At 52.6% G+C, this 20,767-nt stretch carries 17 protein-coding genes; 6 read left to right on the top strand and 11 right to left on the bottom strand.

Features of this window, described 5'->3' with window-relative positions:
* Positions 1-18 precede the first annotated feature (18 nt).
* The 6 genes from ACE41H_RS00190 to ACE41H_RS00165 all read right to left on the bottom strand — a co-directional run bounded on the left by ACE41H_RS00190 (position 19) and on the right by ACE41H_RS00165 (position 8,457).
* On the bottom strand, positions 19-2,025 hold the full coding sequence (locus ACE41H_RS00190; RefSeq protein ID WP_375352411.1) for a serine/threonine-protein kinase: 2,007 nt from the start codon (positions 2,023-2,025) through the stop codon (positions 19-21).
* A 177-nt stretch (positions 2,026-2,202) separates the two neighbouring features.
* Complete coding sequence (locus ACE41H_RS00185) at positions 2,203-2,478, bottom strand: WXG100 family type VII secretion target (RefSeq protein WP_375352409.1); 276 nt, start codon at positions 2,476-2,478, stop codon at positions 2,203-2,205.
* 203 nt (positions 2,479-2,681) lie between these two features.
* A complete protein-coding gene (locus tag ACE41H_RS00180; RefSeq protein ID WP_375353128.1) occupies positions 2,682-3,221 on the bottom strand; it encodes a WXG100 family type VII secretion target in 540 nt (179 codons plus the stop codon).
* The gene (locus ACE41H_RS00175) at positions 3,221-4,051 is read right to left on the bottom strand and encodes a hypothetical protein (protein WP_375352407.1); all 831 of its coding nucleotides are present in this window, start codon (positions 4,049-4,051) and stop codon (positions 3,221-3,223) included. Before ACE41H_RS00175 ends, ACE41H_RS00180 begins: the two co-directional genes overlap by 1 nt.
* A gap of 16 nt (positions 4,052-4,067) precedes the next feature.
* Positions 4,068-8,057 (bottom strand): type VII secretion protein EssC, encoded by a 3,990-nt coding sequence (essC, locus tag ACE41H_RS00170; protein ID WP_375352406.1) that lies wholly within the window; start codon positions 8,055-8,057, stop codon positions 4,068-4,070.
* A gap of 79 nt (positions 8,058-8,136) precedes the next feature.
* Positions 8,137-8,457 carry a hypothetical protein gene (locus ACE41H_RS00165; RefSeq protein WP_375352405.1) on the bottom strand — a complete coding sequence of 107 codons (321 nt, stop codon included), beginning with the start codon at positions 8,455-8,457 and terminating at the stop codon, positions 8,137-8,139.
* 292 nt (positions 8,458-8,749) lie between these two features.
* Here ACE41H_RS00165 and ACE41H_RS00160 point away from each other — a divergent pair, with 292 nt between their 5' ends.
* Positions 8,750-8,989: a hypothetical protein gene (locus tag ACE41H_RS00160; RefSeq protein ID WP_375352403.1), complete on the top strand. Its 240-nt coding sequence runs from the start codon at positions 8,750-8,752 to the stop codon at positions 8,987-8,989.
* 114 nt (positions 8,990-9,103) lie between these two features.
* Here the strand turns inward: ACE41H_RS00160 and ACE41H_RS00155 are convergent, their stop codons facing one another.
* The 3 genes from ACE41H_RS00155 to ACE41H_RS00145 all read right to left on the bottom strand — a co-directional run bounded on the left by ACE41H_RS00155 (position 9,104) and on the right by ACE41H_RS00145 (position 11,559).
* The gene (locus tag ACE41H_RS00155) at positions 9,104-9,442 is read right to left on the bottom strand and encodes a L,D-transpeptidase (RefSeq protein ID WP_375352402.1); all 339 of its coding nucleotides are present in this window, start codon (positions 9,440-9,442) and stop codon (positions 9,104-9,106) included.
* 49 nt (positions 9,443-9,491) lie between these two features.
* A complete protein-coding gene (rsgA, locus tag ACE41H_RS00150; protein WP_375352400.1) occupies positions 9,492-10,574 on the bottom strand; it encodes a ribosome small subunit-dependent GTPase A in 1,083 nt (360 codons plus the stop codon).
* A 388-nt stretch (positions 10,575-10,962) separates the two neighbouring features.
* On the bottom strand, positions 10,963-11,559 hold the full coding sequence (locus tag ACE41H_RS00145) for a DUF2087 domain-containing protein (RefSeq protein ID WP_375353127.1): 597 nt from the start codon (positions 11,557-11,559) through the stop codon (positions 10,963-10,965).
* Positions 11,560-11,734: 175 nt separating this feature from the next.
* On the opposite strand from ACE41H_RS00145, the gene ACE41H_RS00140 reads away from it, so the two are divergent.
* From ACE41H_RS00140 to ACE41H_RS00130, 3 genes are all read left to right on the top strand, one after another.
* Positions 11,735-12,730: a YpdA family putative bacillithiol disulfide reductase gene (locus ACE41H_RS00140; RefSeq protein ID WP_375352398.1), complete on the top strand. Its 996-nt coding sequence runs from the start codon at positions 11,735-11,737 to the stop codon at positions 12,728-12,730.
* A gap of 25 nt (positions 12,731-12,755) precedes the next feature.
* A complete protein-coding gene (locus tag ACE41H_RS00135; RefSeq protein WP_375352396.1) occupies positions 12,756-13,199 on the top strand; it encodes a DUF441 domain-containing protein in 444 nt (147 codons plus the stop codon).
* A gap of 142 nt (positions 13,200-13,341) precedes the next feature.
* Positions 13,342-13,848: an ADP-heptose synthase gene (locus tag ACE41H_RS00130; protein WP_375352394.1), complete on the top strand. Its 507-nt coding sequence runs from the start codon at positions 13,342-13,344 to the stop codon at positions 13,846-13,848.
* Between the two features lie 95 nt (positions 13,849-13,943).
* On the opposite strand, the gene ACE41H_RS00125 is transcribed toward ACE41H_RS00130, so the two are convergent.
* Positions 13,944-14,237, bottom strand: coding sequence for a HesB/YadR/YfhF family protein (locus tag ACE41H_RS00125; RefSeq protein ID WP_375352392.1), 294 nt, complete (start codon positions 14,235-14,237; stop codon positions 13,944-13,946).
* A gap of 762 nt (positions 14,238-14,999) precedes the next feature.
* Here ACE41H_RS00125 and ACE41H_RS00120 point away from each other — a divergent pair.
* Together ACE41H_RS00120 and ACE41H_RS00115 are read left to right on the top strand one after the other, a co-directional pair.
* Complete coding sequence (locus ACE41H_RS00120; protein WP_375352390.1) at positions 15,000-16,757, top strand: ABC transporter ATP-binding protein; 1,758 nt, start codon at positions 15,000-15,002, stop codon at positions 16,755-16,757.
* 1 nt (position 16,758) lies between these two features.
* On the top strand, positions 16,759-18,867 hold the full coding sequence (locus tag ACE41H_RS00115) for an ABC transporter ATP-binding protein (RefSeq protein ID WP_375352388.1): 2,109 nt from the start codon (positions 16,759-16,761) through the stop codon (positions 18,865-18,867).
* Between the two features lie 674 nt (positions 18,868-19,541).
* Here the strand turns inward: ACE41H_RS00115 and ACE41H_RS00110 are convergent.
* Entirely contained in the window at positions 19,542-20,444 is a 903-nt protein-coding gene (locus ACE41H_RS00110) for a transposase (protein WP_375352386.1), read from the bottom strand.
* Positions 20,445-20,767 lie beyond the last annotated feature (323 nt).

Here is a 20,767-nt window from a genome sequence, read left to right as displayed (position 1 = left end):
CACCTCGGTCAAGCGTTGCTAGATTTTCGGCAGCCTGAAATCACTGTCGCTTAAATATTTATAAACAGATGTGGCCCGGTATCCCATTTCTCCAACGGTATGAAAATAAGAAGAATTCGTTTCATACAGCTTGGCGAACTGGGTGGCGAAGCTGCGCGCTTTATCCTCTCTGCCGCCTTCCTGCGAGCTGTATGCTTTGTTATACAGGGAAATGAGGTTCAGCACCTTCTCTTTGCGTTCAACCGCTACCTTGGCCGCAGCCTGGTTTGCTTTGGCGGCAGCCGTTGCCTCCTCGGCCTTTCTTTTCTCTTCAGCAGCAGCTTCGGCAGCCAGACGCTCGTCACGCTCTTTCTTCCAGACAAGATATTGCTCATACTTGGCCTGCCGGTCGTACTTGGATTGAAGCTCCTGCTTGGCAACCTCCTGCTGCTGCTTCTCCTGTGCTGCGAGTTCAGCTTCATTTTTGGCCTGCTCGGCGGCAGCGGCCTCCTGCTGCGCCTTTTCTTCTGCGGCTTTCTTCTCGGCAAGCGCGAACGCCTCGGCTTCCTTGGCCTTCCGCTCTTCCTCCGCCTTCAGCCTGACCGCCTCCTCAGCCTGCCACTGGGCCTCCTGCTTCTTCTGTTCCTCGGCAAGCCTGGCCGCTTCCAGTTGCTTCGTATTTGCCCGATCGGCCAAAATTTGTACCGTCGGAATGGTTCCGGCCAATATAACAATGGCTGCCGCTGCAGAAATCATCACTTTCTTGGAGCGATGCCAGACCGGCTTGACCGGTTCAGCCGGATGCGACGGATCAAGTTGCTGCTCCAGACCCTGAATGGCGGCCTGCACTTCCACCTGAAGCGGGCTTCCTTCTTCGGTAAAATGATAAAGCGAGCGATATACCTCAAGAGCAGCTTCCGGCTTGCCGGCTTCCTCCAGCTCCCGTGCCTGCCGGAACAAACGATCTATGATTTCTTTATCTCCACGCGCGCCTTCCGGGACTGCGGGCGATGCCACAACGGGAGAGACTTCGGCGGACGCCACGGCCCCCGCTAAGACGGGTGCCTCCTTCTCCGGTTCCGGTTCAACTGGTATAACGGATGGAATCTGCTCGGCCGAAAGCGAATTCAGGACGACAAGCCATTCACCGAAGGTAGGACAGCTGCTGAGATCCTGACTTTCCCACGCTCTTACGAACAACTCGGACAAGCGGCTGCCCCAGCGGGATTCAAGCGATTTGCGCAGGATGTAATAGCGCTCACACGGGGTCTGCGTTTCGAGCTGATCGAAATAGCTTTCCCCCCAGGCTCTGTCCACCACGGTTTGATCCGACCAGCCCAGCATTTCAGCAATAATGACGGCACCTGCAAAGCGGTCTGCATATGCGCTCCACAAGCCGCTGTGCACCGTTCTGTGGGCGGCGTATCCTGGCGAGCCTGCAAGCAGCGTGTCGGGCCGATCCATTTTCGTGCTGTACATTTGCTCGACATCCACCAGCTCAACCGGAGATACTCCTTCAGGCAGTTCAACTTCAGAAAAAAACGGAATCATTACATTAGGTGCGGACAAATCACAATGCGCCACCCCTTTTTGCTCCATGGCAGAGCCAATGGCAGCAAGCGATTTGGCCAGCGCAAGACTGTCGGACGGTTCAAGCCGGTTTTGCTCGGTGAGGCAGTCAAACCAGGTTTTCCCATAAACCCATGGCATTAACACCGCGTACAGCAGATCCGGCTGTTCCGCAATTAAATCTCCGTTCCTTTCTGGAGTGAGCACGTCGCGTTTACAGACCTGCAAGCCTGGAATATCACCATAAGATTCCATGTACTCGGATTGGTACACCATAGCAGGAATTCGGAATTTCGGAAAAAATACCTTCAAAGCTTTGGCCTTATGCGGCACTCCGCTTTTATCCAGAAGCTGATAAACAATGCCTTGTCTGCCAGCCTGTGCGTAAGCAAGACCGGGTGCCGCCGGGTGGCTGCCGACAACATAGACCTCATCGTTTATGATCAGTTCGTCTCCTGGATTGGGTTGAAAAGACATGCGACATCCCTCTCTTTTGATTGAATCAGGTTCATGCGGAAGCGAGATTATTATCCTGCATGGCAAGAAAACCGGGTGTCCTAGGAGCGCCCGGTTTTCTTGCTAAACTTCATTACTAGCATTATATAATAAACAGCAATATCTTCAAAGCTTCTCTTGCAATCCGAGAAACGATAATTATTTCGCTTGGTCGACCGTACGGAATTTATTGGCGATGGCCGTCAGTTCCTGGCTGATGCTGTTCAGTGTTTGAACAAAAGACTGCATTTGCTTACTGGCCTCCTGGAACTCCTGGAAGAAGCGCTGCTTTGTCATCCCATCCCATTGGCCTTCCATACCTTGAATAGACAGATTCAGGCTGGAAACGATTTGCTGGCTTTGCTCACTGCTCTGCTTAAACTGGTTTGCCACCTGATCAACCTGCTCCGGGGTAATTAAAATGCCTCCTGCCATTGTAATGAGTCCTCCTTAAGAATTCAAAAAAAATGTTTGGCAATGTAATGTATGGATTTAATTGTACTATAGTACTGTTTCATGTCACAAATGGCGAAGGACCTAATCCAAATTACCCCCATGATTCGAGTCATTTTCTCGACTTTTGTCGTTATTATGCATACCAAAGACCGATATTTCGCACTTTGTTTCTTCACGTTAATCTAAAGTGAAGCCTCAGGTGCGTTTCTATTGCTGCTTGGGTCGGAAAAACGCCAATCCTGCGGTTGCTGCAACGAAGCCATCTTAAGAATGCTGTCGCTCACCTGCGCATCCGATTCGGCTCCCTTTCCCCCAATAACACTGATCACGGACAGTGGATCGGAGATGCGGCTTGCATTTTGATCCGAGTCGGACAGGATGGAAGGGCTAGCGCTAATGGTCTGCTGAAAGAGAGCGGCCGGCCGGCCCAGATTCATGCTGCCCAAAATCGTATTATAGCTCTGATCAGCCGCCTGAAACTGATCCGCCTTGCTGTTCAGCTGCGAACCAAGCATCCGCAGGCAAACATGAATTTGCTCGGACAAACGTTTGCCCTGTCTCCACTGATCCATGACTGCCTCACGGGCAGACATGTCCCATTCCAAAGACTGCAGCGTTTGCTCCAGCCCGCCTGTAATCTGTTGAATCTGCTCCGCCGCGTTCTGTAGCTGGCCACTCAGCGTCCGAAGCACATCCGGCTCCACACGAATGCGCATGTACATCACCTTTCCTCTGCACCTGCAGACTGTCTTAACCAATTTAAAAGCAAATCAACAAACTGAGCACGTGTCGTTAATGTGGCAATCAGCCAATCCCCGTTACCGCCCGAACTCATTCGGAACAGCCAGCTCATGGATTCACTCACGGCAAAAGCAGCCCGCTGTGCCTCCCATTCCCGCCCATTCCAAACCAGCAGTTGCAGCTCTCCGTCCGAAATTCTCGCATTTAGCGTTTGCGCCAGCTTCAGCGAGCCTTCCGGATCACCGCTTGCTTCCGAAAAGCTCGAAGCGAGAAATTGTGTATCTTCTTTTCCGGCAAGATCATAGATCTCGCGGAATTTTTTTTGGGAAAACATAAGGGCAGGCACTTCTTCCTGAGCCTGTTCACGCCATCCCATTTTATCCGTCAGTGTGTCACAAGCCGCTGTCACGTCTCCAAGATCGCTGAGCCGGTATTCGTCGTCCATTTCCTCGGAGGGTGACAATTCAACCACTCTTTCGTTGGTACAGTGAAGATATCCTTCTAACTGTGCGCCATCCTTCGTATATCTGTACCGGCATGCTCTGCTGGAAAGACCCGCAATAGCAACTCTGGAAAAAACAGTCGGCGGGATGGCAAGCTCTCCCCCGTCCTCTACCTGGCGAAGATAGCCCTTGTCCATCAGGGAAGCTTTCACCAAATCCCACTCCGCCGTCAATTCTTCCGCAAGAAATCCTTGAAATGGATCTTCAACGCCAAGCAATCTGTTGGACCCCAATACACCGGCCAGAAAAAACAACTCTTTGGACTTCAGCGTAATCAGTTTCTGTTGGGAAACCTGAAACGTTAACATTATGTGCCACCTCCCTTCAAACTACAACATGCCATCGGTCACGAATTTCAACGATCCAATCCTCACAGCTATGCCCCTCATCAAAAGGAATTGCCCCTTTAATCCTGCTGAATTTGCGTCTGATGTAATATCCCTGCCCCGGAGGCAGGACTTTCAACCCTCCCGAGCCGTTATTGGACTCTGAATAAGGGATGCGGAAGAAGGATAAATCGTTGGGATCAAGGGTTCCAAAAAGGACCCCGCTCTGGCTTGCCTTCACATCATTGAACCAATCCACACCGAACGTTGGAAAATCCTGAGGCACTCCGGAAAGCACCACATGCACGTTGCGGTCCCGTCCCAGACGGACGATAGAGGTAAGCTGATCCTTGACCGTGAAATCATTTAACTGTTTACTGAGCAGGTCCGCATCGTCAATGATGAGGAGCAACTCGGGATCACTCCCGTCCTTCGTCCTGCGCTGAACGGCTTCATAAAGCATGGCCACCAGAGGAGCAAGCTCCTCTTCGCTTTCCGCTGCCGCCTTCACATGAGGGAGATGCCGGAGCCTGGACAGCCCCCCTCCTCCGTACCTAGTGTCCACCGTATACATCTCAAGCTTGTCCGGGGAATTATAATAGGCCAGCGACAGCATCCAGGTGAGCAGGAATGACGTTTTCCCGCCCTCCATCGGACTTCCCACAATAAAATGCGGGCCTTCCTTCAAATTCAGTAGAAATGGCGCGAGATCGTCGATATGTATCGCAACAGGCACCTGGAACGGATACTCCCTTTCCATTCCCTCGGTGCGCTTCCATGAACGGATGAGCCCGGACAGTGGAACCTTGTTGGGCAGAGGAAGAATGGCAGGCGCCCTTTCTCCCTTCCATGCCTGTCCCGCATAGGCAATGCTCCGGCGCAGCTCGGCCGAACGCTTGGCTTCATCTTCACCAACCGCAGGCAGCGCCGTCTGGAACTCCAGCGGTGGCGTCTGCCCCTTGATAAGCCCCCTGCCGGGAGTAAGCGGTCCCGGTGTTTTGGCAGGCCTGCCAACAGCATAATAATAATCGCTTGGATCCGCCAGCTCATAGCTTACAGCATTCGGAATGTTGCTGCGGAATTTCTCGAACAGGTCGGTGATGCGGTTGGCCGTAATGACAAACGTAATCCCCAGACTTCCTCCTTCACGGAGAACAGCCTCGAGAAGCTCGTTTTCTTCTGGATATGCATTCCTGAAACTCGAATAACCGTCAATAATGACCACAATTTGCGGCACAGTGCCTGCGGCGGAACGCCGGTAAGCGTTTATTGTTTTGACGCCGGACTCGGCGATAAGTTCCTTACGCTGTGCAGACAATTTGAACAGGAAGCGGAACAGCCGCTTGATGCGGTCCTCCTCCTCGCCCATCATGACCCCGCCTATGTGCGGCAAGTCCGTAAAATCGCGCATCATACGTCCCATATCGATAATATAGCCGTTCCATTGGTCCGGCGTATAAGCACGCGCCATGGATACAAGCAGGGTTTGCACAAAGGTCGTCTTGCCCATCCCGGGCATTCCGTATACCGCCCAATGTCCCTGATCCATGGCAATATGAAGCGGCTCCTGCCGCTGGTTGGGCAGATCGTCCACAAGACCCGCGACCGGCCGCAATTCTGCCGGCCCATACAGGCCATTTTCGGCGCCCTTTGCGGGCAGTGCCGTCAAATCGAGCATTTCCGGCAGGGGTGGCAGCCATGGTCCCTGCAGCCGTTCGATGCCCGCCGCTGCAGCCTGGGCAGCGATATAGTCGATCATGACCTGGAGCTGCTTGGGCGGTTCACCGCCCTGCAAAGCCGTTGCCGCCCGATCGCCAGTTAACAACGGCTCCCGCTTGCCGTTCAGGCGGACCTCATTCACCGGCAGCACCTTGGGGCTGCCGTTATGGACCCGGTAGGGCGCGCCGCTCCATGCAAACTGCAGCTCCTCAAATACCTCATCGCTGCCCACCTGGAAATAACCTCTGCCTGGCTTCGTAATCCAGGCGGCATTCGGAATTTTGATCATATCGCGGCTGTCGCCTTCGCTCTGGACACGCAGGCAGATGCGGAACCGCGAGTTGCTCCATATTTTGTCATCGATCACGCCTGCCGGCTTCTGGGTCGCCAAAATAAGATGTACCCCCAAGGTCCGGCCAATGGCCGCAATGCTGATCAATTCATCCATAAATTCAGGCTGGTCTTTTTTGAGCTGCGCAAACTCATCAATGATAATGACCAAATGCGGAAGCGGCTGTGCATGGCGCTGGCGCAGAAGCCTGTAGTACTCGTCGATATGCTGCAGGTTACCTGCCTCATTCAGTATTTTTTGCCTGCGCACAAGCTCTGCCTTCAATGAAATCTTGGCCCGCTCGATCAGATTGCTGTCCAGATTCGTAATCGTGCCGACAACATGAGGAAGATCAACGAATGTGTTGGACATGCCGCCACCCTTATAGTCGATAAGCATGAAAGCCAGATCATGAGGGTGAAACTCGGCGGCAAGGGATGCGACGACGGACTGCAACACCTCGCTTTTGCCTGAACCGGTAGTCCCGGCAAGCAGACCGTGCGGACCGTGCCCCTGCCTTTCAATCTTATCGTGCAGATTAATCATAATTTTCTTGCCGCCTGCGCGAACCCCCATAGGAACAGGCAGCGTATCCGGATGTCTCATTTCCCGCCATCTGGACAGCACGTTCAATTCTTCTACCCGTTCTACCCCCATCATATCAAACAGCGTGAGTACGGGTGGGATATCGGAAGCGGAAGAGCGCTTAAGTCGGATCGGGGCCATGTATCTGGCCAGGACACCGGCTTCGTCCACAGTAAGCCAGTCCATACGGAAGCTCTTTTGTGTAATATTCGACGACTCCGTCTTCAGGGTATACACCCCGTTTTCCGGTCCTGCTTCGACGATCAGCTGACACTGCATCGGCAAGGCCTCCTTGCGTGAGGCAAGCACGATGGTGCAGCTGTCCGCATACGCCCCGTCTTCCAGCAGCAGAGGAAGAAGCGGTTCCTCCTCAATCAGCTGTGCATCTGAGAGCACGACTACATAACATGGAATCTCCATATTTCTGCCCACACGATCCTTGCGGTTCCTACGGCGGTTTAAACGTGAAAACAGATCATCGGCCAGCTGGTGAGCGCTGCTGTTCCGATCTGACATCATGCGCTGAGAGCGGTCATCATCCCACACATGGGGCAGCCAGCGCATCCAGCTCCACTCCTGCTGCTCGCGCTCATTATAAAAAGCCGCCACCTTCACCTCATCGGGCGAATGCCTGACAGCGATCTGGGACATGATAACCCGCAGCGCAGCCAGCGTATTTGTACGCTCGCCAACAATGCCTATGACTTTGGATTGATACAGGGGAAGCGCAATCGAAGCATCCTCCACCGTCTGAAAATCATCAGCCAGTTCATGGGCCGCTTCCAGCAGCGGTTCACGTTCATATCCTTCCGCACGGGGAACCTGCACCTTGATGTGAAAAGGAACCTCCCCCGTTCCGATTCGCACCTGCAAAAAATCATCATCCTCCGGCGAACGTTCCCAAAGCGAGCTGCTGCGGCTTTTCACAATCTGGGTGCAGCCTTGCGGATCGCCGTGAATTTCATATAAAATGCGGACCTGCTCCTTCTTCTTCTCCTCAAGCTGCTCCCGGTGCTTCTGCAGCTGCTGTCTGTACATGCGGTCCCGTTCCGCAAGCTTGAGCCGGTATTCTTTTTTGTTATGCAGGTATACAAAAAATGGAATGGTATAAGAGGAAACCATCATGAAGAGTGTCAGCATCTGAAACATAAAATAATTGCTGTTGCCCATTTTCCCTGTTCTGCTCATATATATATAAAAACCGACTGTAGCCAGGGTCATTATTAAAGGAATAATGAGGGATATCATGGAAAACGTAGGCTTGCCCGGTTCGGCCGGGGGCCGCAAAATTTCCAGCTTCTCATCATACAGAGCGGGGCGGATTCGCGGGGATCGTTGATACAAAGCGTTCACGTCAAAAGTCCCCCTTTCCATTCTCAGGTTCCTGAAAGTTGATCAGCAGTACCCAGTTTTAGCTTGATCTGCAGTGATATTACCCATTTTGCGCATTTTGAAACAGGGATCTGCGTCCAAATACAGGCGCCTCTTCTTCAGTAGTAGAAAAAGCGCGCTGAATGCGGATCATGCAGCCCTCACGCAGGCCTGCCCCGGTCAGATGCTGGTGATCCTCCACCGGAAACCACAGCCCTTCGGGAAATTTGGCCTCCATAATATATTGTACGCCTTCTCCGGGCGCTTCTCCAAATATGCGCAGGCCGAGCATCAGCTTTAAATGCTGCACGGCATATACATCATCCACTTCTATATCGAACCAATCGGTCTCCTGTCTTCCCGCAAGCACGGTCAGGATCATAGACTCCCCTCCCGTTATTTCAGGTGATAAAAACTATTAATGTAACTTTACATGACCGCTTTCATTCTGTCAATTTGTTACAAACTACCCACTTAAGCATATATCATAAGACTAATGGTATATTTTTTAATACTGGAAGAGACTATAGTTTTATTTCTTTATTTTCAAAGCTAAATGTGAACAGTTTGTAAAATTTTCTGACCTTTATGTTTTTATAAGGTATTTTTAAGGTATTTTTAAGCAACAGAATCTACAATCAGTACTATGAAATAACTCCAGTGAGGTGATTTCTATGAGAACACTAATAATCTTCCAAAACAAAAAAATTCCTGTGTATATTAATCAAGAAAACAAACAGCCTGTCCAAAAGACATTAAGATTGCTGTCCAACACGCTGGAAAACAAAATTGCGACAGGCAAGCGCGCTCTGCAAAAATGCCTGAACTCTCTGATCAGCATTGAAGTCATTGGCGGCGAAGCCATTCTGCACAGCGTTAGCGAGAATGACTCACTGGCTCTGTCACTCTACTAAAATTATATCACGCAAACAGGGGAGAATCCGTCCGGATTCTCCCCTGCCCGTTTTCTGCATATAGCATGGTCTTAAGTAACCTCCCTTATGCGCCCAAACAGGCTGTATGATCTGTTACGGGCGGATGGCTACAGGTGTGCCCACCCCCACCATTCCTGCCAGCTCCAATACATCGCTGTTCTGCATACGGATGCAGCCGTGAGACACCGAGTGTCCGATGCTCCACGGTGCATTGGTGCCGTGTATGCCGTAGTGGGGAGCCGAAAGCCCCATCCAGAAGGCACCAAAGGCGCCTCCCGGATTCTTCTGTTTGTTCACAATGGTAAATCGTCCATGAGGGGTCTGCGTGGCTATTTTGCCGATTCCAACCGGATAGCTTTTGACGACCCGTCCTCCGTCCATCAGATATAAGCGATGATCCGACAGGTCTACAGTAATGCTGTAATTCGGCATGGTCTTACCCCCTTCTGCCTTATCCTATGACAGATCACCGCAAATGTCCTTACCACTCCATGTCGTGCCGCCAGCCTGTTGAGCCGTAGGAACGGGAGGCTTTCCCCGCTTTGGCTTTACGGGCTTTTTCCTTCTCTTTGCGGTTCTGATATTCCAGCTCCCGCTTCATCTTTCTGTAGCTGTCCAGCCTCGGTGCGGAGAGCGCTCCACTGCTGACCGCTTCCTTCACGGCACAACCTTCCTCACGCATATGCCGGCAATCCGCAAACCTGCATTGCGCCGCCAGGCTTTCAATATCGGTAAACGCAGCTTCCGTACTGCTCTCATCGCTCCACAGGCTAAGCTCCCGCATCCCCGGCGTATCGACCAGGACGGCATCATGCAGCAGCGGAAACAGCTGCCGGTGTGTCGTCGTATGCCGCCCCCTGCTGTCATCCTCCCTTATGCCCTGGGTTGCCTGAAGCTCTTCCCCTGACAGCCAGTTTACGATCGTCGATTTTCCGCAGCCTGACGAGCCGGTTAAAGCCACCGTCCGCCCCTTCCGCAAGTACGCTTCGAGTTGATCTCTTCCTCTTCCGTCCCAGGCTGATACGATCAGCACCGGAACTCCCGGCGCCGCCATTTCCATCTGCGCCACATATCCGTCCGGGTCTGGACAAAGGTCGCTTTTGCTCAACACGATGACCGGATCAACGCCGCTGTTCCAGGCCATCACGAGATAACGCTCCATTCTCCGCACATTAAAATCCCCGTTCAGCGCCTGCACCAAAAACAGCGTATCCACATTGGCAGCGATAATCTGTTCCTTCGTCTCAAATCCCGCAGCCTGCCTCGATATGCGGCTCTTGCGCGGGAGCATGGCATGAATAACGGCATCGTCGGCCGTAGCCGAATAAGCGGCCGCCACCCAATCCCCGACTGCCGGCAGTTCGGCGGCTTCCAGCGTATCATGGCGCAGTTTACCGGAAGGCGCCGCCCAGCGCTCGCCTTCACTTGTCATAATTTTCATTTTTTGTCCAAAGTCGGCGGTTACCCTGGCAGGTTTTAGTTCGATGTCCCGAACTGCCGCAGCCGCAAGCTGCTCCCATTGCTGCTGCCATGTTTCCGACCAGCCATATTTCTCCAAATGCATATTTGTCCTCCGATCATTTTAGCTTTCCAACTTCGTGCTGCTGTTCAATTTCCTGCTCCTGCTATCGTCTCCCTAACCTCGCGGACAAGCACAAAAAAACCGCAGGGATGCTCCTGCGGCTGCATTAAAAGACCTGATAGGCCTGTAAACAGGCATAAAGATGCCTGGAAAATGCAAAAATCCGCAGAGAATAGCTCCCTGCGGATGTCCGGTCGGTACCGACCGGCGGGCAGACCGCTACTGCGGCCTTACCCGAGTGTGTCCGTTAGGGAGACGACGTTACGACGCAAAACCAATCCGATGATGTGCTTGCTCATATAACATCGCCTCCTTCAAAATTTTCTTGATTATACGTCTTCCAGGCTTTTCTTGTCAATGCTGATTTTGTTTATCTGACATCCTCCCATTTGCTCCACATTTCCCGCGGGTTCAGTTCGTAAATATCATTTTCCCTGTACATAAACTGGTGCATGATCATTTCACGGCGCAGGGTTGCAAAATCATCATGAACATTTTTCATCCAATCGCTTAATTCACGCTCACTGTACTTTCGCCCCGGTTCAAGCTGTTCAGCCAGGTGCTGCAGCACGATCAGCTTCTTCTTGTACTGGGACGGGATTTGGCGCAGCCTTCCATCCTTGGCGAAAAAATTACGCATGACGGAAGCGGCCAGCGGCTCTTGAACTCCTTCTTTCTCCATTTCCCTGCCTCCTTTGCCGAATATGAAGTTTACGGAAGCTTCCGCATTTTGTCTGATAAAATCCTCATTCAGCGTAAAATATACTGTGTTCTTGTCCCTGCGCTCCTTGACGAGCGCCGCTTCGCGCAGCTTCGCCGCATGATGCGTGACGGTCGGCGGGGACAGATTCAATTTCTCCGCGAGCGCCTGCCCGTTCATCTCTTCTCCGGCCAGCAGCAGCAGAATGCGCATTCTTGTCGGATCGGCCAGGGCCTTGTGATAATTCACGATTTTATCCAGCTGTATTGTTTTCACGATCCTTTAATTAGATATATATCTAATAATATGACAGCATTTGTTCATTGTCAACCATTTTCTGTAACTTAAATGGGCGAAACCGGCTGGCATTTGCTCTATGAATGAGGTAGGATGAAATTGCTTGCCGAACGTGGGCAATTTTGTTTTATTTGGAGGTAATACTGTGGAAGACATTATTATTATCGGCGGCGGCCCCTGCGGTCTGTCTGCGGCCATAGAATGCGGACGGCGCGGGTTGAAGCCGCTTATTATTGAGAAGCACAATATTGTGCAGTCGATTTATCTTTACCCGACCAATATGCAGTTTTTCAGCACAGCCGAGCTGCTCGAAATCGGAGACATCCCTTTCAGCTCCCCCAATGACAAGCCTTTCCGGCACGAAGCTCTTACATACTACCGCAGGGTAGCGGCACATTACGGGCTCGACATTCGTCCTTATGAGGAGGCTGGCTCCATCGTCAAGGAAGCGGACGGGACCTTCACTGTGCATACGGCAGACAAACGCGGGCATTCCAACCAATACCGGACCCGCCATGTCGTTGTGGCCACAGGTTATTTTGACCATCCGAATGTTCTCGGCATTCCCGGAGAGGATATGGACAAGGTAACCCACTATTTCAGGGAAGCACACCCGTATACAGGCACCCGTGTCGCCATTATCGGCGGCAGTAATTCCGCGGTGGATGCAGCCATGGAACTGACCAAGGCAGGTGCACATATCGATATGGTATACAGGGGCGTCGTTTTATCCGAGCATATCAAACCGTGGGTCAGACCTCTGTTTGAAAGCCTGGTCAACAAAGGAAAGATCACCCTTCATCTTGGCTCTCGCGTAACAGAAATCAGCCCGCACGATATTACCGTCACCGTCAATGATGGCAGCCAGTTCAAGCTGGACAACGACTTTGTGCTTGCCATGACCGGCTACCGCCCGGACCGCAAGCTGCTTGAATCGGTCGGCGTGCAGCTGGCTGAGGATTTGGATAAACCCGTTTTTAACCCGGAAACGATGGAGACGAACATACCGGGCGTTTATGTCGCAGGCGTAATCGCATCCGGACGGAACGCCAATGAAGTGTTCATCGAATCCGGACGGTGGCATGGCAGGATGATTGCGGAGCATATTGTACAGACAGATGCCGGTCATGAGCACCCGTAAGCAGGCCGGAAAAGGAGTTGCTACCATGGATTACAGTGCCCTGCTGCTGCTTGTGCTTGCAGGCCTCGGCATTTTCAGCGGCAACTCAAGCGTAACGATCGCCATGGTTGTCCTGCTGCTGCTGCGGGTGATGAATTTGCATCAAACCTTCCCCTGGCTGGAGAAATACGGCCTGACGGTCGGCATCGTGCTGCTGACGATTGGCGTTATGACCCCTTTGGCAAGCGGGCGGATTACCGTGCAGGAGGTATTAACATCCTTCCTGCACTGGAAATCGCTGCTGGCCATCGGGGTTGGCGTTCTGGTCGCCTATCTGGGAGGGCGCGGAGTGACGCTGATGTCCTCCCAGCCTGCCGTTGTCAACGGACTGCTGATCGGAACTGTGCTCGGCGTTGCCTTTTTTAAAGGGGTACCGGTCGGTCCTTTGATCGCTGCCGGCATCCTTTCCCTTTTGCTTGGCAAGTCCTAGATCACCCGAGATGCAAGTCTTTTGTCCATTTTGACGCCTTGAAAATAGGAATAGCCTGCTGCCATGCTGTTTTTGGGACAGCATTATGGTATACTCAATTCGATTTAACACCGCATATTTGCACATCGCAGGAGGAAAGCCGATGTCCCAACAGTTTGTAACTGAAGCCGTCATGGTAGCGATTTACGGCCAACTGCTGGCTCCGGCGGCAGCGGTAGAATACATTGTGCCCTATACCACCCTATTGGAATTGTACGAATTTCGTTCCAGCGATGAGCCGCTTATGGACAATCCGGCCGAAGACAAGCATGTAAAAGAGAAAGTGGCCGAACTGATTGAATATCTGGAGGAGCCCCTGAACAAGAAGAAAATCAACCGGGCGCTTCAGGTGCCCTGGGCCAAAAGCCTGCCCATTTTATTCGGCAATTCCGTAGCCTTTACCATCATTAACGGGGTGGATAACGCCCAGTACGGAGAATATTTCGACCCGATTGAAACCGAGCTTCTGTTGACCGCGCAGCGGGAAAGTTTGCCGATTCTGACCGACCAGACGGATTGGATCGAGCGTATTGTTGAAGCTTCCGTACCGGTGCAGGTCTATGATATCGAGGACTTTGATTTTGCCGTGGAAGGCATTTATTTACCATGACGCATAAAAACGGCGGACTGCCGGTCCCAGCGTGTTCTTCATACGCCTGTGGCCCGCAGCTCCGCCGTTTTGAATTTCTCTGCAGCTAAGCTTGTCTATTCAGGACTATACTCATAAATGATATCGTCATGCTCTGGCAGGTATTTGACCTCGATTTTATACCCTTTCAAATACCATTCATCCTGCTCTTCCATGAAAAAAACAACACCGCCAGATTCCGTGCGCAGCGCCGCATGCTGAGGAGGCTCAACGGAAATACCGAGCGAAAAGCCGGGATGAAGCCCTCCGCCTGAGCTGTAGCGCGCAAAAAAACGGACATGATCCCCGGATTTTAAGCCGAGCTCTTTTTTATACCATTCAGCAGCAGGTTCTGATACATATATACTCATCGATTCTGCTCAACTCCTTAACCAAATGCATATTCTTCAGCCTACAATGCGTGTTCAAAAAGTCAGGTTTTCAGCACCGAAGCTTATGCTTCCGAAGTGCGTTTTTTCAAAACGCTGGAGTTGGATGAAGCTAGGGACTGAGGAGCGGAGCGTACTTGAGGTACGTGAGGTACGTGAGCACCTGAAATGTTTCCGTAGGAAACATGCTTCGGAAGCATCCGCTCAGGCCCGGCTGAATTCAAGATTCGATGTCGAGTCCGCTTCCTGACTTACTTCGTGATCAAAAGATGACTTTTTGAACTACCTCTTAAACATATCCTATCATAGCATCCCCGCCAAAGAATACCAAACCCGTCCCAATCCCTGCTGAAACATGCAAATTTGAAAAAGGTTTGACATTTCGCAAAACTGGATGGTAAGATGCAACCATACGAGATCAAAACTTGAAATTACTTACAATGCTCAAGAAAGGGTGATTCCGGTGTTGGATAAAGCAATTGTATTTAAGCAAACCAAATATTCAACTTCATACCGGAGGAGCCACATCTGCCGCATACCGGTCGGTCAGTCTTTCTGACCCTGCTATAGCCGCGTACCTGTTTGAAAATGCAGCAGGACTTGTGCGTTTTCCGCCGAGTTTACCTGCGCATACCATATGATGTCGAACACAGGACATATCGTTTGCGGACGGTATGTCCTTTTTGCTGTCTTCAGCAGTTCGTAGTTTGCGGCCGAGTCTTGATTACGAGAGGAAGGGATACTTTGTTTACAGTTTTAAAAGATTTGGGCTGGTTCTTCCATCAGGAACGGAAACGCTACACCATCGGGCTGGCCATGTTGATCCTGGTCGGTTTCCTGGAGCTTGTGCCTCCCCGCCTGCTGGGAGATTCGATTGATCAGATTGTGAGCGGCTCCGTAACCTGGAATTCGCTGCTGCGGTCGATCCTGTACATCCTGGGGATGCTTGTACTCATTTACTACATCACCTACATATGGATGCACAGGCTGTTTGGCGGCGCCAACCTCGTGGAACGGCTGCTCCGCTCCCGCTTTATGCGACATCTGCTGAGCATGACGCCGCCATTTTTTGAGCGCAACCGTACAGGCGACCTGATGGCCCGCGCCACGAACGATCTTCGTTCCGTTGCGGCCACGGCGGGCTTCGGCATGCTTACTCTGACGGATTCAACGATATATCTTGCCGTCGTGCTGGGTGCGATGGGCTTTCTGATCAGCTGGAAATTAACGCTTGCAGCGATCATTCCGCTGCCTTTTATTGCGCTGGCCATGAGCATATACGGCAAAGCAGTGCATCAGCGCTATACACTGGCGCAGGACGCCTTCGGTGACATGAACGATCAGGTGCTGGAATCGGTGGCCGGCATTCGGGTGATCCGCGCTTATGTCCAGGAGCGTCTGGATGAAAAACGGTTCGCGGATATTACGGATGACGTCTATCGCAAAAATTTGGCGGTCGCGCGTATGGATGCTCTCTTCGAGCCTACCATTCGTCTCTTCGTCGGTTTAAGTTATGTGATCGGTCTCGGTTATGGCATGATCCTTGTGTTCCGCAATGAAATCACCCTGGGGGATCTCGTATCGTTCAATATGTACCTGGGGATGATGATCTGGCCGATGTTTGCCATCGGCGAGCTGATCAACATCATGCAGCGCGGCAGCGCCTCACTTGATCGTGTCAATGAGACGCTGTCCTCCCCCCAGGACGTTCGGGATATTGAGCATCCCGAAGCGGTCGCGGCTGCCGAGTCCATCGTGATGAAGGACGTCACCTTCAGATATCCAACCTCACAAACGGATAATCTGCAGCATATTCATCTCAGCCTGCGGCGCGGGGAAACCCTGGGCGTGGTCGGCCGTACCGGCAGCGGCAAGTCAACGCTGCTGAAGCAGCAGCTGCGCGAATACCCGTCAGGCAGCGGCGGCCTTCTGATCTCTGGTACGCCGATTGAGCATATTGCTGCGGAGCGGCTGCACAGCTGGATCGGTTATGTGCCGCAGGAGCAGATTCTGTTCTCCAAATCCGTACGTGAAAACATCCGCTTCGGCAAACCGGACGCAACGGATGCCGATATTATGGAGGCCATCCGCACCGCCGCGTTCGATAACGATCTGGGCACCCTCTCCGACGGTCTTGATACCATCGTTGGTGAAAAGGGTATTGCCCTGTCGGGCGGACAAAAGCAGCGGGTGTCCCTTGCCCGCGCCTTCATCGGCGATCCTGACATTTTGATTCTGGACGATGCGCTCTCCGCCGTGGACGCCAGGACGGAAGCTCGCATTATTGACAACATCCGGAGCAAGCGCTCCGGCAAAACGACCCTGATCTCCACCCACCGCCTCTCCGCTGTCGAGCATGCGGACCGGATTGTCGTGCTGGAGCAGGGTAGGATTATCGAGGAGGGCACGCACAGCGAGCTGCTGCAGCGGGACGGCTGGTACCGCCAGCAGTATGAGCGGCAGCAGCTGGAATCGGGCCTTTCCTCCGGGGAGGTAAGCTGATTTGAAACCGAACATTGGCAAACGGCTGTTCCAATACGCCATGACAGCCAAATACACTTTTATCGTAGCGCTGATTGCCCTTGCCATCGGCGTGGCCGCCGAGCTGGCCGGTCCCTTCATCGCCAAACAGATGATTGACGGACATATGCTGGCCATTGAACGGCCTTATTATCAAACGAATGATCCGGCTGGAGCCGCAAAGTATAACAATGAACTGTTTAAAAACGGGGACCGCTTTGCTGCCGGGGAAGCCAAAGGGCGCGAAGTGCGCATTTTGCAGGCGGGGACGTCCTTCTACTTTGTGGACGCTCCCGTTGCCGAAGCAGGCGGCGTTCGCCGTTACCAGGACGGCATGATGATCATCACACGCGGCGGGGAAGCTGCCTCCTATCCGGCGCAACCATTAAGCTCGGATGAGCTGTACGGCTTTTACAAGCCGGAGCTGCCCGGCATAACGCAATTAATCGGCTTGTACTTTGTTTTTCTGTTCATCTCGATTATTGCGGAATTTGGCAAAACCTACTGGCTGCAGTCGTCAGCCAACCGGGTGATCCAGCGGCTGCGGCTGGACCTGTATGCGCAGATTCAGCGGCTGCCGGTCTATTTCTTCGATAATTTGCCTGCAGGCAAGGTCGTCTCCCGGGTAACCAATGACACGGAGGCGGTCAAGGATCTGTTCGTCGCCGTACTGTCCAATTTCTGTTCAGGCATCGTCACCATTGCCGGGGTGTATGTCGCCCTCTTCCTGCTGGATGTCCGGCTTGGGCTGATCTGCTTGTTCCTGGTTCCTGCCCTCATTCTGTGGATCATTTTATACCGCAAGGTGGCAACCCGTTATAATACGATCATTCGTTCACGCCTGAGCGAAATCAACGCCATTATTAACGAGTCGATTCAGGGCATGTCCATTATCCGTATTTTCCGCCGTCAGCAAAAGACGATGCAGGAATTTGAGGATCTGAACGATGATTACATGAAGCATCAGAATAAAATGCTGAATCTGAACGCCCTGACCTCCCACAACCTGGTCAATGTGCTCAGAAATCTGTCCTTTGCCGTGGTGCTCTGGTATTTCGGCGCAGGCTCCATCACCGGATCTACTGCCATTTCGCTTGGCGTGCTGTACGCTTTTGTTGATGTGCTAAGCAGACTCTTCCAGCCTGTCACCGGCATGGTCAACCAGCTTGCCGCACTGGATACGTCGATTGTATCCGCCGGACGTGTCTTTCAGCTAATGGATGAAACGGGAGAGCCGGTGACGGACGGTGATATGCCCCGTTACAAAGGCAACGTTGAATTTAAAAACGTATCGTTTGCGTACAAGAAGGATTTCGTGTTAAAGGATATCTCCTTCTCTGCCAAGCAAGGACAGACCGTCGCGCTGGTCGGCCATACCGGCTCAGGCAAAAGCTCCATCATCAACCTGCTGTTCCGCTTCTATGATCCGCAGCAGGGAACGATTACGATTGACGGCCAAAACGTCAGGGAGCTGCCGAAGCAGTGGATTCGCCGCCATATGGGCATCGTGCTGCAGGACCCTTATCTGTTTACAGGCACGATTGCGGGCAACGTCAGTCTCGGGGACAGCCGGATTTCCCGTGAGCAGGTGGAAAAGGCATTGCGCGATGTAGGAGCAGACCATCTGCTCTCTCACCTGCCGCAGGGTTTTGATGAGCCTGTCATCGAGAAAGGCAGCACCCTGTCCGCCGGACAGCGGCAGCTCATTTCCTTTGCCCGCGCCCTGGCGTTTGATCCGGCTATTCTCATTCTGGATGAGGCGACGGCCAACATTGATACAGAGACGGAAGCGCTGATTCAATCCGCGCTGGAGGTGCTCAAGAAAGGCCGCACTACCTTCATCATCGCCCATCGCCTCTCCACGATCCGCAGCGCCGATCAGATTCTGGTCCTGCACCGCGGGCAGATTGTAGAAAAAGGCAATCACGAGCAGCTCATGCAGCTTCGTGGCCGTTATTATCAGATGTACCAGCTTCAGCAAGGCTCTGCGGCAGCTGCAGAACAACCTGCAGCTTCCACAGAGCAGCTTCCCGTGACGGCAGGTGCAGCAGGTATCTCTGGAAAAGTGTCTTATCCGGGGAATCAGGCGTAACTCGTGAAGCTGCAGCATGGCACGGAACAACTAACGTAATCACCCGCAAAAAATGCGCTCTTTGGAGCCTGACATGGATATAACCGATCTAAGGTTTCCCGTGTCTCTCCAAGGGCGCTTTTTCTTATTACTGGGTTCTGAGGAATTCGAATCCTCTTCATGCAAATTTGCCGATTTCATGCTGCAAAAGTTAAGTTCAACCTAATCATCCGTGCTTGACAGTCAAGCCGCCAGCGGATCGCGGCAAGGCATATGAACTCGCTGTTCGGGAGCTTTGCACGATTATCCCGTTGGATCAGGTGCAAAAAACAGCGACCCGCGGCCGAAAATACTTTAGGTACGTTAAAGAAAATAACAGATCAAATGAAGCACGAAAGTGCCTTTGGTTACGCGATTCAGGATAATCGAATGGGTCTATTATTTTTTTGATCGTGCCTTATCGAGAAGCAGATCGGTTCAAGGTCATGAGACGATCTTAGGAGAAAGCAGAGCGTTTAGGTGATGTGAAACCGACCGAGAGAGACGGAAAGAGTGGAGCAAGGCATCGGAAAAATAAAAAGACTCTGGTCCTCGTTGCGGCTTGAACCCGAATGTTCCGATGTCCGCGTTCATGCTGACCCGCACCGATCCAGCAACACACATCATGCTCACCTTTCCTCGTTCAAGCCCCGCGATCAGGACGCAGCCGCAAGAGGCTGAACCGGTTGGCGCGCGATCAGTCGGCGGTAAGGGATCGCCGGAATCGCCACACACATGTACAGCAACTTCTGCCACATCGTTTCTTCCCCTTCGGTCAAGCGCAGTCGGCGGCGTCCGGTGTACTCGTTGAGATACGCCTGCAGATGCTTCAGGCCCAAGGCTACATACGTACGCTTCAGCGATTTCCACGCCTCTCTCACCACTTTCCGCAAGGGCATATACAGTCGATAGGCTTGAGGGAACGATTGTACCTCCGATGCACGGACATCTACCTGTTCACGGATGAACGCAGCGAGTTCGTGACGATTCGCTCTGTTCCCCTCTCCCCTCATCTGCGGGACCAGGCGGATTTTGACCTGCTCCGGCTCGCCCGACTCCGTGACTGTGCACCCGGCAACGACTGCCGAAGCATACGGATGAGGAAACTGAGGCCGGGACGGATTACGCCCATACAGGTCGCTGTTCACTTTCACGTCTCCGCGGAGCAGCTCCCGGGCGTCGAACTCCCCGATGGCATGGCGAATGCGTTGGAGCATGAACCACGCGGTCTTGTAGGTGACCTGAATCACCTGGCTCAGCCGCATTGCCGAGATGCCATCAGGCAGCAGGAACAACTCCAGCGCCTGGAACCACTTGGTCAGGGGGAGATGCGTTCGTTCAAACATCGTGCCAACCAAAGCTGACGTTTGGTGCGCACATCTTGCGCACTCGAACAAGGGGATGCGACGGGAAGTCAGACGACTGCAGCGGGTATGGGCGCAACGCGGGCAGACGAAGCCGCTCGGCCACTTCATCGCGATCAGCGCCTCCATGCAGGTCTTCTCGTTGTGATAACGACTGCTAAACGGTTGAAGTTCCGTTTCTGCTTGGACTTCCATGTCTGCTCGCCCCCAAATCCATAATCATCGAACATAAGTTCTTGTTTCATTGTACCAAACATATGTTCTTATTTCAAGCCAAACATTCCACTTGAGCTGCCTCTTTTTTCTTTTTTCTTATTTCTTTTCTCTTTCCTTCCCTAGTCCCCCCGATCCCCAATCCTCAACCCCTGCATTCTGAACGAAAGGGATAATCGTGCAAGGCTGTATGGAGGCAGCAGACAACGGACACCAAATACCAAATACCGGACGCCACACATCGCACCCTATAGACACCTATCTCACTCTGGCTACTAGACTCTGCGGGAGTCGAATCTCCTTCT

Origin of the sequence: Paenibacillus enshidis, assembly GCF_042136365.1 — a bacterium.
Taxonomy (GTDB): domain Bacteria; phylum Bacillota; class Bacilli; order Paenibacillales; family Paenibacillaceae; genus Paenibacillus; species Paenibacillus enshidis.
Note: the sequence above shows the minus strand (reverse complement) of the source record. Positions and strands in the feature narration are given on the sequence as shown.

Excerpts from the sequence above, each read along its gene's own strand:
- ACE41H_RS00180 (WP_375353128.1), bottom strand. The coding sequence starts at position 3,221 with ATGTACATGCGCATTCGTGTGGAGCCGGATGTGCTTCGGACGCTGAGT.
- ACE41H_RS00190 (WP_375352411.1), bottom strand. The coding sequence starts at position 2,025 with ATGTCTTTTCAACCCAATCCAGGAGACGAACTGATCATAAACGATGAG.
- ACE41H_RS00160 (WP_375352403.1), top strand. The coding sequence starts at position 8,750 with ATGAGAACACTAATAATCTTCCAAAACAAAAAAATTCCTGTGTATATT.
- ACE41H_RS00165 (WP_375352405.1), bottom strand. The coding sequence starts at position 8,457 with ATGATCCTGACCGTGCTTGCGGGAAGACAGGAGACCGATTGGTTCGAT.
- ACE41H_RS00175 (WP_375352407.1), bottom strand. The coding sequence starts at position 4,051 with ATGTTAACGTTTCAGGTTTCCCAACAGAAACTGATTACGCTGAAGTCC.
- ACE41H_RS00185 (WP_375352409.1), bottom strand. The coding sequence starts at position 2,478 with ATGGCAGGAGGCATTTTAATTACCCCGGAGCAGGTTGATCAGGTGGCA.
- ACE41H_RS00135 (WP_375352396.1), top strand. The coding sequence starts at position 12,756 with ATGGATTACAGTGCCCTGCTGCTGCTTGTGCTTGCAGGCCTCGGCATT.
- ACE41H_RS00155 (WP_375352402.1), bottom strand. The coding sequence starts at position 9,442 with ATGCCGAATTACAGCATTACTGTAGACCTGTCGGATCATCGCTTATAT.
- rsgA (WP_375352400.1), bottom strand. The coding sequence starts at position 10,574 with ATGCATTTGGAGAAATATGGCTGGTCGGAAACATGGCAGCAGCAATGG.
- ACE41H_RS00125 (WP_375352392.1), bottom strand. The coding sequence starts at position 14,237 with ATGAGTATATATGTATCAGAACCTGCTGCTGAATGGTATAAAAAAGAG.
- ACE41H_RS00130 (WP_375352394.1), top strand. The coding sequence starts at position 13,342 with ATGTCCCAACAGTTTGTAACTGAAGCCGTCATGGTAGCGATTTACGGC.
- ACE41H_RS00110 (WP_375352386.1), bottom strand. The coding sequence starts at position 20,444 with ATGGAAGTCCAAGCAGAAACGGAACTTCAACCGTTTAGCAGTCGTTAT.